Raw genomic sequence first — 13299 nt, 5'->3', positions numbered from 1 at the left:
GGACGGCACTCCCCATGTGGGAGGGAGCAAGCCCCCTCCCACAGTTTTATCGGTGGTGTGGCTAGACCACTTCCAGATAGGAGCTTTGTATCGCCCGCGCCAACTCGCGCACGGTGTCGATAAAGTCGGTCAAGCGAGTGTGCAGCCCATCTTCCAGGATCTCATCGATGCCGGTGTACCTCAGCCGTGCCTCAAACTCCGCCGCCAGGCGCTGCGCCGTGCGCCCGTAGCTGCCGGGCAGGTCGGCGAGGATATGGCTCAATTCCTCGACACAGGCATGCAACGAACGCGGCACATCACTGCGCAACAACAACAGTTCCGACACCGACCGCGCATTCAGCGCATTCGGGTACAGCTCGGTATAGGCCTCGAATGACGACAACGCCCGGAGCAGGGCGCTCCACTGGTAGTAGCCGCGTGCCGAGAGGTCGCTGACCTCTTCCGACTCCTCGCCGAACATCTCGTAGCGCGCATCCAGCAGGCGCAAGGTGTTGTCCGCGCGCTCGACAAAGGTGCCCAGGCGAATGAACCGGTAGGCGTCATTGCGCATGATGGTGCCCGAGGTCGCGCCGCGAAACAGGTGCGAGCGCTGTTTGACCCAGTCACAGAAGTGGCTGATGCCATGCCGAGCCAGGCCGCCGGCGGCGATGCTGCGCATTTCCAGCCAGGTGGCGTTGAGGTTTTCCCACATGTCGGCGGTGATCCGCCCGCGCACCGCGTGGGCATTGCCGCGCGCGGCGCGCAGGCAGTTGTAGATGCTGGCGGGGTTTTCTTCGTCGAGGGCGAAAAAGTGCAACATGCGCTCGGCGTCCAGCGTTTGGTGGCGTTCGAGGTAGCTGTCCAGGGTGCCGCTGCTGAGCAACGACATGGCCAGTTCGTCCAGGCCATCGGTGTGCCCGGCCTGGGGCATCAACGACAGCGAATAACTGACTTCCAGCATGCGCGCCAGGTTCTCGGCGCGTTCCAGGTAACGGGACATCCAGTACAGATCTGCGGCGGTTCTACTCAACATGGTTCAATCCTCCACCACCCAGGTGTCCTTGGTTCCACCGCCTTGCGACGAGTTGACGATCAACGAGCCTTCACGCAGGGCCACCCGTGTGAGGCCACCGGGCACCAGGCGGGTTTCCTTGCCCGACAGTACAAAGGGGCGCAAGTCGATGTGCCGGGGAGCGATGCCGTTTTCGACAAAGGTGGGGCAGGTGGACAGGCTCAGGGTCGGCTGGGCGATGTAGGCATGCGGGCGCGCCTTGATGCGTTGGCGGAAGTCCTCGATCTCGGCGGCGCTGGCGGCAGGGCCCACGAGCATGCCGTAGCCGCCGGAGCCCTGGGTTTCCTTGACCACCAGTTCGGGCAGGTGGGTCAGCACGTGGGACAGTTCATCCGGCTTGCGACACTGGAACGTCGGTACGTTCTGCAGCACCGGCTCTTCGTCCAGGTAGAAACGGATCATTTCCGGCACATAGGGGTAGATCGACTTGTCATCCGCCACGCCGGTGCCGATGGCATTGGCCAGCACCACGTTGCCCGCGCAGTACGCCGCGACCAGGCCCGGCACGCCGAGCATCGACTCGGGGTTGAACGCCTGCGGGTCGAGGAAGGCATCGTCGATACGGCGGTAGATCACGTCCACGGCCTTGGGGCCATCGGTGGTGCGCATGAATACCTTGAGGTCGTGTACGAACAGATCCGCGCCCTCCACCAGTTCAACGCCCATCTCGCGGGCCAGGAACGCGTGTTCGAAGAACGCGCTGTTGAAGCGGCCCGGGGTCAGTACCACCACGTTGGGGTTGTCCAGGCGGCTGGAGCTTTTCAGGGTCTTGAGCAGCAGGTTGGGGTAGTGGTCCACCGGCGCGATGCGCTGCCTGGCGAACACTTCGGGAAACAGGCGCATCATCATCTTGCGGTCTTCGAGCATGTAGCTCACGCCGCTGGGGGTGCGCAGGTTGTCTTCCAGTACGTAGTAGGTGCCGTCGCCGTCGCGCACCAGGTCGACGCCGGAGATATGCGAATAGATGCCGCGATGCAGGTCCAGGCCGACCATCGCCTTCTGGTAACCCTCGTTGCCCAGCACCTGATCGGCGGGAATGATCCCGGCCTTGATGATGCGTTGGTCGTGATAGATATCGGCAAGAAACATGTTCAGCGCGTTGACCCGCTGGATACAGCCGCGTTCGATCACGCGCCATTCACTGGCGGGGATACTGCGGGGGATGATGTCGAAGGGGATCAGGCGCTCGGTGTCCTGCTCGTCGCCGTACAGGGTGAAGGTGATTCCCGCGCGGTGGAACAGCAAATCGGCTTCGCGGCGACGCTGGGCCAGCAGTTCCGGCGGCGTATTGGCCAGCCAGCGGGAGAAGTCTTGATAGTGCGCACGGCATACGCCGTTTGCGTCATTCATTTCATCAAAGAAAGATCGAGCCATTCCAGTACCTTGTCAGTGCCCAGCATTGCAGGGGAGGCACTGCCGCTTAAAAAAACGCATGTTTTTATGAGCCCGTGGCGCAGGGTGCCAACAGGCCTGGTCCTTACTTTCTTATGGGGTCGGCTCTGGGTCGGGGGGTAACGAATGTTCCTGTATTGGGGCAGATGAATGGTTTAAGCAATGCGTGTGCCTAAACCGCAGCGGCGTGTCGATTACCCGGTGATCAGCAGGCTTTGTAGGGATAACCGGGCTATGGGGTAGCAGGTGGACGCCCACTACAGGGGCTGTTGCTTGTCCCCACAATAAAGCAAGGCGCGCCCCGCTTTGGTGCGCAACAAACTTGAACTTCGCCCACCCGTGATTCTTCTAACGGGTTTCGCAACAGTGTGGAGCATCGTCGTGCCCAGAATCATCGCCCCCGACACCCCCGAAGCGGCCCTGACCGACCACAATGAACACAACGCGAAGATGTTCGGTTCACCCAAGGATCGCCTGGACTTTTATCGCCGCGAGATCCAGTACGAAACCTCGATCCTCGCCAACCGCACCGACGCCTACCTGACGGCGCAGTCGTTCCTGGTGATCGCTTTTGTCTCGGGCATGGGTAACCTGAACCCCGAGTGGGGCAAATTATTCACGCTGGTGGTACCGGTATTTCTGGTGGCGCTGGGCATTCTCAGTTCCCTCAACGCCTGGCCCGGCATTCGCGCGGCCTACGAAATCATCGATCACTGGCACTACAAGCAAAGTGAACTGCTGCGCAGCGAGCCGGTGATGGGCTTGGCCTATGACGAGTCGCCGTTGTTCTCGGAAGTGGAGTCATCCCACAAGGGTTATCGCAAGTCGCTGCTGTTCTCGATGCGCGCCCCTTGGTTGTTCATGGTGTTCTGGCTGTTGCTGGGGATGTACGCGTTCTATATCCAGATCGATAATCCGATCCGATGAGCAATCCCATGGAACTTCACGCCCCGCCGCAGCGCCTTAACGTTATCCGGCACAGGCAGAGGTGAAGCATGAGCACAGACAACGACCCACAGATGAGCAACCGTAACGACCCGGCCATCGACGTCGGGCAGCCGACGCCCGGCACCGCCGCCGATGCACCGAAAGACCCCAGGCCCGCCAGTGACCCTGCGGCCAGGGACAACGACTACAGCCCTGACTTCAAGCCCGAGCGCGAGCCCAAGCCTGAAACCGATGCCGATATCGATACCCAGGGCGGCTAGAGGAACCGGTCATGGCAAAAGAACTGGACGAAGAACCCAACGACCCAGGCAACGAAGACCCCGGCTCGCTGATGGACGATGCGCAAGTGCCGCTCCTGGATCCGGATGAAGCGGGCGAGCCGGGCAATACCGACGCAGCCATAGGTTGATCGGCTTCGGCGGCGTCTAACGCGTTGCGCTCAGGCGGGTTGCACCGTTTGCCGCTCCCGCAGGGGCGCTTGCGCCTGCAACCACTCGCGCGGGCTGGTGCCGATTTTGCGGCGGAACGCCCGGGCCAGCGCGGACGGGCTTTCGTAACCCACCTCATCGGCGATCAACGCCATGGGCCGGCCGTCGCGCAGACGCTTCTGCGCCAGGCTCACGCGCCAGCTCAGTACATAATCGGCCGGGGTTTGCCCGACGACCTTGTGAAAATGCGCGGCAAAACTGGCCCGCGACATATTTGACTCCACAGCCATTTCATTCACGGTCCACGGCCGTTGCGGATGGTTGTGCACCAGGGTCATGGCCCGTGCCAGGCGCAGGTCGGCCAGGCCCGACATCATGCCGGTGGTCATGCTGTGGTAGGCCATCATATGGCGCAGAAACTGGATGACCATCAGCTCGAACAGCCGGTTCATCACCGCCTCGCGGCCGCAGTGTTCGGCGAAGGCCTCACTGAACAGCCAGTCCAGCGTGCCGGCGATCATGGGGATCTGCGCCAGCGGCATGACGATGGAATCGGTGAGCGCCACCGCCAGCGGGTTGTCCAGGCCACCGTCAAAGCGCAGCGAGGCCGCCACTACCAGGGCGTTATCCGCCTTGCCGGCCACCAGTCGATGGGGCAGGGGGCGCGGCACTACGATCAGGCTGGGTTCGCAGATGCGCAGCGTGCCCTCTGGCATCTCCAGGCCGGCCTGGCCCTCCTTGAGCAAATAGACGCGCCCTCGTTGCTGTAAGTCGTGGGTGTCGAGGGCGCCGTGCAGCGGCCCGCTGTGAAAGGTATCGGCACCAATGCCAAAGTGCACCAGCAGCGTGGATAAACGATCCATGGTTCACCAGAGGGTAGATAAACGATTTGTTAGACGATATGTCGCATATCCTCGACTATTAGACTCCATTTGTAAAATGCGCTTCGGCATTATGGCTCCACGTTCAACGCCTTGAACGGCCACTCTAAACGGAGCAACCACCATGAAAGCCCTGAAGATCTCCCGCCTCGCTGCCCTCTTGATGACGGGCGCGCTCGCCCTCGGTACAGCCACCGCGACCTTCGCCGCGCCACAAAAAACCACGGTAGTGCTGGTACATGGCGCCTTCGCCGACGCCTCCAGCTGGAACGGTGTGATCGCCGGCCTCAAGGCCCAGGGCTACCCGGTGATCGCCGTGGCCAACCCGCTGCGCAGCGTCAAGACCGACTCGGACTACGTCGCTGATATCGTCGAACACACCCCGGGCCCGGTGATTTTGGTGGGGCACTCTTACGGCGGTGCGGTGATCTCCAACGCGGTGCATGGCAACGACAAAGTCAAGGCGCTGGTGTATGTCGCCGCGTTTGCCCCGGAACAAGGTGAAACGGCGTTTGAACTGTCCGGTCGTTACCCCGGCGGCACACTGGGCCCGACCCTGGATAAACCGGTAGTGTCCAAGGACGGTGTGACTGACCTGTACATCCAGCAGGACAAGTTCAACAGCCAGTTCGCCGCCGATGTGGCCGTGAAAGACGCGCAACTGATGGCCGCCGGGCAGCGCCCGATCACAGAAGCCGCGTTGAAGGAACCGTCGGGAGCACCGGCCTGGAAAACCGTGCCGTCCTATTTCATCTACGGTTCGGCGGACAAGAACATTCCCGAAGCCGCGCTCAAATTCATGGCCGACCGTGCGGGTTCCAAGCAAACCGTAGACATCAAAGGGGCGTCCCACGTGGTGATGGTCTCCAACCCGGCGCGGGTGGTGGCGATCATCAACGATGCGGCCAAAGCCAACGCTCAATAACCCGGCCAGCCCAACGGGAGCAAGCTTGCTCCCGTTGGGCTGCGCAGCAACGTGAGTGCCTCACTGCTGGCGCAACAGCCGCTCCAGGCTCTCCACCGGCAGCGGCCGGCTGAAAAGATACCCTTGAATCTGGTCACACCCGGCTTCCTTCAGGAACGCCATCTGGTCTTGGGTTTCCACGCCTTCGGCAACCACGCGCAGTTTCAGGTTGTGGGCCAGTTCGATAATCGTGCGGGTAATGGCCGCGTCCTGCGGGTTGGTGGTGACTTCGCGGATAAACGCGATATCGATCTTCAGGGTGTCGATGGGAAAGCGGCGCAGGTACGCCAGGCTTGAATAGCCGGTGCCAAAGTCGTCGATGGCGATCTTCACACCCTTGGCACGCAGGCGTTGCAGGCTGGCGATGGTGTGCTGGGTATTGTCCATCAGCGAACCTTCGGTCAGTTCCACCTCCAGCCAATGGGCCTGAACGCCGGTCTGCTCGAGAATAAGCCCGATATCGGCAATCAGGTCACCCTCGATCAATTGATGGCCGGAGACGTTCACCGCGACTTCAACCGCGCCAATATCCTCACGTTGCCAGGTGGCGATCTGTCGGCAGACCGTCTCGATCACCCAGCGTCCCACGGGCACGATCAGGCCCAGGCTTTCCAGCACCGGCACAAACACTGCGGGCGATACCGCGCCATAACCCGGGCGGTCCCAGCGCAACAAGGCTTCCAGGGCGCAGATGCGTCCGCTGGCCACATCAACCTTGGGCTGGTAGTGCAGGGTGAATTCATCCCGTTCAACGGCATCGCGCAAGGCCGCTTCCAAGTCCTGGCGGGCCAGGTCATGCACGTTCATGCGGGTGCTGTCCTCGCTGTGGCGTTGCAGTTGCTGTTCCAGCATCGCGCTGTGCTGTTTCAACTGGTCGCCATGGGCTTTGAGCCGCAGCAGGTTCCGTACGCGCAGCCACAGTTCGATGTGTTCCACCGGCTTGCTGATGAATTCCTCGGCCCCGGTGTGCAGGCCGCTGACCCGTGCGCCGGGTTCGTTCAGGGCCGAGAGCATGATGATCGGGATGTTCGCCGTGGCCGGGTTGGCCTTGAGCCGGCTGGCCACCTCAAAGCCGTCCATGCCCGGCATCATGACGTCCAGCAGGATCAGATCGGGGGGCTGCTGTGCCACCGATGCCAAGGCTTCTTCCCCGCAACTTGCACTGCGTGTCTGGTAGCCCTCGTGTTGCAGCAGGGTTTCCAACAGTTTGCGAACCTGGGGTTCGTCATCAGCGATCAACAGTGTTGCGGGTGAGCTGGCCATGAAGAGGACTCATACAGGAGGTGTGAGGGTTGGGTTCAGCAGGGTATCGATCACCTGGTACAGCTCCTTGTAGCGCAGGGGTTTGATCACATACGCATCACAACCGGCGAGCCGGGTCTTTTCGCGGTCTTCCTTCATCGCCATGGCAGTAAGGGCGATCACCGGGATGTGTGCGGTGCTCAGGTCTTGCTTGAGTAAGCGGGTCGCGGCCAGGCCGTCCATGCCCGGCAGCTGGATGTCCATGAGGATCAAGGCCGGTTTCTGCTCACGGGCCATGGCCAGCCCGGTTTCGGCATCGGCGGCCCACAGCACGCTATGCCCGGCGTTGATCAGCAGCAGGCGCGCCAGGCGCATATTGGCTTCGTTGTCCTCGACGATCAGGATTGTGGCCATGCTGCCTCCGTAGCTTTGGCGCGGTGCAGCGGCAGCCACACCACAAAACGGGCACCCAGGCCCTCACGGCTGGCCACGGCGACACTGCCGCCGTGCAGGTCGGTAAGTTGCTTGACCATCGCCAGGCCCAGGCCGGTGCCTTCGAATTGGCGTGCCAGGCTGCTGTCGATCTGGCTGAACGCCTTGAACAGCTTGCCCATGTCAGCGGCGGCAATACCGATGCCGGTGTCGCTTACGCTCAATTCGAGAAAGCGTTGGTGCACGCTGGGCTGCAGGGCAAAGCCGTGCACGGGCCAATCGCCCGGCACCTGCCCGACTTGATCACGACTGACCTCGCGCACCACCAGGTTCACAAAGCCTGCGTGCGCGCTGAACTTCACCGCGTTGGCCAGCAGGTTGTAGACGATCTGTTTGGTCTTGCGCTGATCAAGCATCAGAGTGCCCAGGTCGCCCTGGCTGTCGAGCTTCAACTGGATACGCTGCTGGGCGGCCTTTTCCCGCACGATCAGCAGGCTGTTGGCAAGCAAACCGGTCAGTTCCACCGGTTCAAGCTCCAGGTCCATCATCCCGGCCTCGACTTTGGACAGGTCGAGAATGTCGTTGATCAGCGACAGCAGGTGCTGGCCGCTGGTGAAGATGTCGCCGATATATTCACGCTGGGTATCGCTCATATCGCCCACCAGCCCGTCCTTTAACGCCTCGGAAAAACCGATCACCGCGTTTAACGGCGTGCGCAGTTCATGGGACATGGTGGCGAGGAATTCGGACTTCATGCGGCTGGCGTGTTCCAGCTCCAGGTTTTTTTCTTCCAGCGCGCGCTCAAAACGTTTGCGCTGGGCCTCTTCCTGTTTGCGCGCGGTGTTGTCGGTGCCGATCAGCAGGTAGCCAATGATCGTGTCGCTGCGGTTGCGCAATGCGGTCACCGAGACCATGGCCGACAGGCGACTGCCGTCCTTACGGATGTAGGTCAGCTCGTAGATGTCCTCGATGCCGCGCGAGGCTTTGAATACCAGGGCTTCAAAGCCTGGCGTGATGGGCGTGTCGAGTTCCAGGCTGAGGGCGGCGGCGCGGGTGATCAGCTCGGCGGGGTCGGAGATATCGGCAGGGGTGATGCGGTTGACCACGTCGGCGGCGGCGTAACCAAGCATGCGTTCGGCGCCGACATTGAAGATCTGAATCACGCCTTTTTCGTCGGTGGCGATGCTGGAAAAGTACGCACTGTTAAAGATGGCGTCTTGCAGCGCACCGGTCTTGAGCAGGGTTTTCTGCCGTTTGAACTCGACGATTTTTTCCGCGCGTGACTGCGGCGGTAAGGGCGGGGGAGTGTCCATCGCTTGTGCGTTCCATGGGGTTCAGGCCCGCCGTCGTCGTCAGGCGAGGGCGCAGAGCATGCTCACACAAAGTCGCTCGAAGGCGACGGGGAGGACATGAAGTGCCCTGACAATAGCAGATACCACGCACGGCGCGGTGTCGCTGCACTCAATTGGATGGGCAGAAATTCAATAGGGCGGCAGAGCGCCGCCCTTGACAGGTGCGTCAGGTACTCAATCGATAACTTCGGGGGAGACCATCCAGACGCTGCACGGCATCTTGTACAGCAGCGATTCGGCGGTGCTGCCCAGCAGGCGATCGAGGCCGTGATGGCCGACGCGGCCCATGACGATAACGTCGACATTGTAAGCATCGGCATAGCTGGACAGCACACGGGCCGGGCTGCCGAGGATCATGTAACGCTGTTCGGGCGGGATGCCGTTGCGCGCCGCGAGGTCGTCGAAAGTCTTGCCTTGCTCGTCGAACAGCAGCTTGGCGGCCTGTGAAGAGAAAAACCCCGCACCACTGCCAAAGCCATACTCCTGGGCGCTCAGGTCGGACAAGTCGTGGGCATACACCACTTCTACCTCGGCATCGCACGCGATGGCCAGTTTTGTCGCTTCATGCAGGATACGGTCGTTCAACCCCTCGTAGCGGCCGTCGCGATGAAACGGGTCGACCGCCGCGACGATTTTGCGCGGCAACGCATGTTTGACCTGACGCACAAAATGCAGCGGCACCGGGCATTCGCGCAACAGGTGCACGTCCAGCGGCGTAAATACCAGGCGCGACAGCCACGATTCCTGCTCCAGGGCCTTGATCACCAGGTCCATGGGTTCTTCCTTGAGGCGCAGCAGCAACTCCTTGAGCGGGTGTTCGACCCACGCGACTTCGGTGGTGACCGTCAGCCCGAGCTTGCGCAACGGCCTGGCCTGGTCCTCCAGCCATTGGTGGTGGCGCTCCACGTACCCCAGGCGCATCTGCTCCAATGCCTGCTCGTTCACCAGGCCCGCGGTTGCCAGGCCATCGAGGTAGTCGAAGGCCAGGATATGCAGCGCGGCGCCTTCGGCTTTCGCCAGGGCGGCGGCTCTTTCCAGGGCGGGGCTGTGTTCCATCAACGGTGAAACCAATAAAAGGAAACGTGCTTGAGCAGACATGCTGATCTCCCGTGGCAACGAAGGGGTTTGGGCCGTGACGCCTCTGGTTGATCATCGCCCCAGGCGCCTTGCCTGAATTGACCTGCATCAAGGGGCGCGCAGGGGGGAGCGGCCGGGCGACGGTCGGTCGAGCGGTGCGGCGCGTCGTTGACCATGATCAACACGTATCGTGCCGTTGCGGTGCAGTCTGGTAACCCACCGCACACTTGCGTGTAATAGGGGCACAGCATGACGCAAACCCTGGGCATTGCCGGCGCCGCCGCGGCGCTGGGCATCGGCATGCTGGTGGGGCTGGAGCGTGAGCGCCATAAAGGCGAGGGCGAACACCGCGCGTTTGCCGGTTTGCGTACCTATTCCATCACCGGTTTGCTGGGCTATGTCACCCAACAAGTCGGCGGTGCGCTGTTGCTTGGGCTGATCGCGCTGTGCCTGGCCGTGCTGGTGAGTACGGCTTACTGGAAGCGTCAGGACAAAGACCCAGGCATCACCAGTGAAGTCGCCTTGTTGACTGTCCTGGTGCTGGGCGCTCTGTGTGCCGCGTCGCCTGCGCTGGCGACGGCGATTGGCGTGGTGATGGCCGGTTTGCTGGTCTACCGCCAGAAACTGCACGATTTCGCCCGCAGCCAATTGACCGATGCAGAAATGCGCGACGGCCTGTTGCTGCTGGTTGTGGCGTTGGTGGTGCTGCCATTGGCACCGGATCGATTTATCGGCCCTTACGAGGCGGTGAACCCGCGCACCATCTGCACGTTGACGGTGATGTTGATGGCAGTAGGCGCGGTGGGGCACGTGGCGGAACGCATTCTGGGCCCCCGTTACGGGTATGCCATCGGGGCCATCGCTTCGGGGTTTGCGTCCAGTACCGTGACCATCGCCGCCATGGGGCATAGGGCGCTCAAAGAGCCGGACCACCTGCGAACCCTGGCGGCAGCCGCCATTCTGTCGAACCTGGCAACGATGACCCAGGCCGCTTTGATTCTGGGCGCCGTGGAGCCTGCATTACTGCGCCAATTGGCCTGGCCGCTGCTGGCGGGCCTGGCTGCCACCGCACTGTATGCGCTGGGTGTGATGCTGCGAGCGCGCACCGCGCCCACCGGCCAGCCGGTTCAGGTTGGCGGCGCGTTCGACCTCAAGTTGGCCTTGATCATGGTGTTGACACTGACGGGCATTGGCGTTGTGTCGTCAGTGATGCTCTATCACTTCGGCCAAATGGGGGTCATTGTCAGCGCCACCCTGGCTGGCTTCGCCGATGCCCATGCCTCGACCGCCTCGATTGCAGCACTGGCCAGCAGCGGCCAGTTGACGCTGGTTGCCGCGTCCACCCCCGTGTTGCTGGCCATCAGTTGCAACGCGTTGAGCAAATGTTTGGTGGCCTGGGTCACCGGCGGCCGGCGTTTTGCGGCCTACGTGATTCCTGGGCAGTTGCTGCTGACCGGGGCGATGTGGCTGGGAACCGTGGCCGCGTGACGGCTGCGCCTACGGCGCATCACCGGGGATCTCCAGGATGGCTCTGCAGCCTCCGGATGCCTGATTTTCCAGGTGTATCCGGCCCCCCAGACGTTGGGCGATGGTTTGCACGATGGTCAGGCCCAGGCCGGCGCCCTGGGCATTGCCGCGGCTGTAGAACCGTTCGAACAGCCGGTCGCGCTCGTTCTCGTCAATGCCGGGCCCCTGGTCGTCCACGGTCAGCGCGAAGCGGTTGGCGTGTTTGCGCAAGCCCACCGTGATTACGCCGTGCTCCGGTGAAAAGTTGGCCGCGTTGGTCACAAGGTTAGTCAGGGCGATATTGATCGCCACCGCATCGGTACTCGCGGCATAGGCGGCGGCGTCCACGTCGAACACCAGTTCAAGGCCTTTGCTCAGCAGCCAGGGTGTCAGTTGAATCAGCGTTTCGCGCACTGCCGCCGCCAGGTCGATGGCCTGCACAGGCAGATGCTCGTCGCTGGGCTCCAGGCGCGCCATGGTCAGCAACTGATTAACCAGGCGACTGGTGCGGTCGACGCCGCTGATCAAAAAGGCCAGGGATTCACGCCGTTCGGTCTCGGTACCGGCTTCCAGCAGGTTTTGCGCATGCACCCGCAGCACCGCCAGGGGCGTGCGCATTTCATGGGCGGCGTCGGCGATAAAGCGCCGTTCACGGCCGACCATGTCCTGGATTTGCGCCAGCATGCGGTTCAACGCCGCCTGCATCGGCTCCAGCTCCGTGGGCAGGGGTGTGAGTTGCATCGGCTCCAGGGAGCCGGAATGGCGGGCGCGCAGGGTGGCGGCCATATCGGCCAGAGGCTTGAGGCCCCAGCCGATGGCCAGCCACACCAATGCGGCCAGGATCAGGCTGCCCAACACGTTGGGCCACAGGGTATGGCGCACGATGCGGCCCACCAGGTCCGAGCGCACGTCGTCACGTTCACCCACCCAGATACGCAGGCCATTGTCCTTGTCCTTGAGCACGAAACCGCGCCATTGGCGACCGCTGACATCCTCGACGTTGCCGAACCCGGCAGTCTCGGGAGGCGCCGCAAGCGCTGGCGCGCTGCTGGTAAACACCAGGCGCTCGCCCTGGGGGTTCCATACCTGGAAGGCGATTTTGCTTTCGTAAGGATGCCCGTCCAGCTTAGGCACGGCGTTGCCCAAGGCCTTGTTAAACGCGCGATACAGCTCGGCCTGGTCTTTGCCGCCCAGCGGCATGCTCATCACGCCCTGCAACAGCCGCGCGTTCTGCGCCAATTGCGCGTCGTAGACTTCGGCGATTTCGTGGTTGCTGTCGTGCAGGTTGAGCCAACTGATCACCAGCAGGCCGGTCAGCATCAGGCCGATGATCAGGGTCAGGGTGCGCCGCCGGATCGAGGTCATCCACGCTCCTCCACCAGGTAGCCCACCCCGCGCACGGTGCGGATCAACTCGCTGGAAAATTTCTTGCGCAGGTGGTGAATATGCACCTCCAGGGTGTTGCTTTCCGCCTCTTCGTTCCAGCCGTAAAGCAACTGCATCAACTGATCGCGGGTCATCACGCGGCCGGGCGGGGAGAGCAGTTCGTGCAGCAACTGGTATTCCTTAGGGGTCAGCACCACCGGTTGGTTGTGGTAGGTGACCTGTTGCGTGCTGGGGTCCAGGCAGATGCCGGCGTGTTCGATCAGCACCCGCGCGCGCCCGGCACTGCGCCGCAGCAGCGCGCGCAGGCGGGCTTTGAGTTCCGACAGGTCGAAGGGTTTGATCAGGTAATCGTCGGCGCCGGCATCCAGCCCGGCGATGCGGTCTTCGGTGGCGTCCCGTGCAGTGAGGATCAACACCGGCACAACGGCGCCGCTGTCGCGCAGGCGGCGCAATACCTCCAGTCCGTCCATGCGTGGCAGGCCCAGGTCGAGCACCACCACATCGAAGGTTTCGCTGAGCAAGGCGTGCAAGGCACTGCCGCCGTCCTGCAGCCAGTCGACGGTGTAGCCCTCACGCACCAGCGCCTGCTGGATGCCTTCCCCCAGCGCCACATCATCCTCGATCAGTAATAGGCGCACAT

The 13299-nt window shown here is 62.4% G+C and carries 14 protein-coding genes; 5 read left to right on the top strand and 9 right to left on the bottom strand.

Going from position 1 to position 13299, the window contains the following annotated elements; genetic code table 11:
• Nucleotides 1–61 precede the first annotated feature (61 nt).
• Both AB4N98_RS26950 and AB4N98_RS26945 read right to left on the bottom strand, forming a co-directional pair.
• The gene (locus AB4N98_RS26950) at nucleotides 62–1012 is read right to left on the bottom strand and encodes an alpha-E domain-containing protein (RefSeq protein ID WP_017530642.1); all 951 of its coding nucleotides are present in this window, start codon (nucleotides 1010–1012) and stop codon (nucleotides 62–64) included.
• Nucleotides 1013–1015: 3 nt separating this feature from the next.
• Nucleotides 1016–2425, bottom strand: a complete 1410-nt coding sequence (locus AB4N98_RS26945; RefSeq protein WP_017530643.1) for a circularly permuted type 2 ATP-grasp protein — start codon at nucleotides 2423–2425, stop codon at nucleotides 1016–1018.
• Between the two features lie 399 nt (nucleotides 2426–2824).
• Here AB4N98_RS26945 and AB4N98_RS26940 point away from each other — a divergent pair, with 399 nt between their 5' ends.
• The 3 genes from AB4N98_RS26940 (at nucleotide 2825) to AB4N98_RS26930 (ending at nucleotide 3800) form a co-directional block, all read left to right on the top strand.
• Nucleotides 2825–3370 (top strand): hypothetical protein, encoded by a 546-nt coding sequence (locus tag AB4N98_RS26940; protein ID WP_017530644.1) that lies wholly within the window; start codon nucleotides 2825–2827, stop codon nucleotides 3368–3370.
• A 68-nt stretch (nucleotides 3371–3438) separates the two neighbouring features.
• Nucleotides 3439–3651, top strand: a complete 213-nt coding sequence (locus tag AB4N98_RS26935) for a hypothetical protein (protein ID WP_017530645.1) — start codon at nucleotides 3439–3441, stop codon at nucleotides 3649–3651.
• 11 nt (nucleotides 3652–3662) lie between these two features.
• Nucleotides 3663–3800, top strand: a complete 138-nt coding sequence (locus AB4N98_RS26930; protein WP_175404216.1) for a hypothetical protein — start codon at nucleotides 3663–3665, stop codon at nucleotides 3798–3800.
• 30 nt (nucleotides 3801–3830) lie between these two features.
• Here the strand turns inward: AB4N98_RS26930 and AB4N98_RS26925 are convergent, their stop codons facing one another.
• On the bottom strand, nucleotides 3831–4682 hold the full coding sequence (locus tag AB4N98_RS26925) for an AraC family transcriptional regulator (RefSeq protein ID WP_017530647.1): 852 nt from the start codon (nucleotides 4680–4682) through the stop codon (nucleotides 3831–3833).
• Between the two features lie 142 nt (nucleotides 4683–4824).
• On the opposite strand from AB4N98_RS26925, the gene AB4N98_RS26920 reads away from it, so the two are divergent.
• A complete protein-coding gene (locus AB4N98_RS26920; protein WP_065879097.1) occupies nucleotides 4825–5625 on the top strand; it encodes an alpha/beta fold hydrolase in 801 nt (266 codons plus the stop codon).
• 60 nt (nucleotides 5626–5685) lie between these two features.
• On the opposite strand, the gene AB4N98_RS26915 is transcribed toward AB4N98_RS26920, so the two are convergent.
• From AB4N98_RS26915 to AB4N98_RS26900, 4 genes are all read right to left on the bottom strand, one after another.
• Nucleotides 5686–6927 carry an EAL domain-containing response regulator gene (locus tag AB4N98_RS26915; protein ID WP_460149109.1) on the bottom strand — a complete coding sequence of 414 codons (1242 nt, stop codon included), beginning with the start codon at nucleotides 6925–6927 and terminating at the stop codon, nucleotides 5686–5688.
• 9 nt (nucleotides 6928–6936) lie between these two features.
• Complete coding sequence (locus AB4N98_RS26910; RefSeq protein ID WP_017530650.1) at nucleotides 6937–7320, bottom strand: response regulator; 384 nt, start codon at nucleotides 7318–7320, stop codon at nucleotides 6937–6939.
• On the bottom strand, nucleotides 7305–8651 hold the full coding sequence (locus AB4N98_RS26905; protein WP_065879095.1) for a sensor histidine kinase: 1347 nt from the start codon (nucleotides 8649–8651) through the stop codon (nucleotides 7305–7307). The genes AB4N98_RS26910 and AB4N98_RS26905 overlap by 16 nt, the downstream gene beginning before the upstream one ends.
• Nucleotides 8652–8864: 213 nt before the next feature.
• On the bottom strand, nucleotides 8865–9788 hold the full coding sequence (locus tag AB4N98_RS26900) for a universal stress protein (protein ID WP_460149108.1): 924 nt from the start codon (nucleotides 9786–9788) through the stop codon (nucleotides 8865–8867).
• 228 nt (nucleotides 9789–10016) lie between these two features.
• Between AB4N98_RS26900 and AB4N98_RS26895 the strand changes: the two genes are divergently transcribed.
• The gene (locus AB4N98_RS26895; protein WP_017530653.1) at nucleotides 10017–11255 is read left to right on the top strand and encodes an MgtC/SapB family protein; all 1239 of its coding nucleotides are present in this window, start codon (nucleotides 10017–10019) and stop codon (nucleotides 11253–11255) included.
• Nucleotides 11256–11264: 9 nt separating this feature from the next.
• Here the strand turns inward: AB4N98_RS26895 and AB4N98_RS26890 are convergent, their stop codons facing one another.
• Both AB4N98_RS26890 and AB4N98_RS26885 read right to left on the bottom strand, forming a co-directional pair.
• Nucleotides 11265–12638, bottom strand: a complete 1374-nt coding sequence (locus AB4N98_RS26890) for a sensor histidine kinase (RefSeq protein WP_017530654.1) — start codon at nucleotides 12636–12638, stop codon at nucleotides 11265–11267.
• Nucleotides 12635–13297 (bottom strand): response regulator, encoded by a 663-nt coding sequence (locus AB4N98_RS26885; RefSeq protein WP_017530655.1) that lies wholly within the window; start codon nucleotides 13295–13297, stop codon nucleotides 12635–12637. The genes AB4N98_RS26890 and AB4N98_RS26885 overlap by 4 nt, the downstream gene beginning before the upstream one ends.
• Nucleotides 13298–13299: the final 2 nt, after the last annotated feature.

Source organism: Pseudomonas sp. S3_E10 (assembly GCF_054667615.1).
The sequence above is the reverse complement of the archived record's forward strand: the minus strand, read 5'-3'. Positions and strand labels throughout refer to the sequence as shown.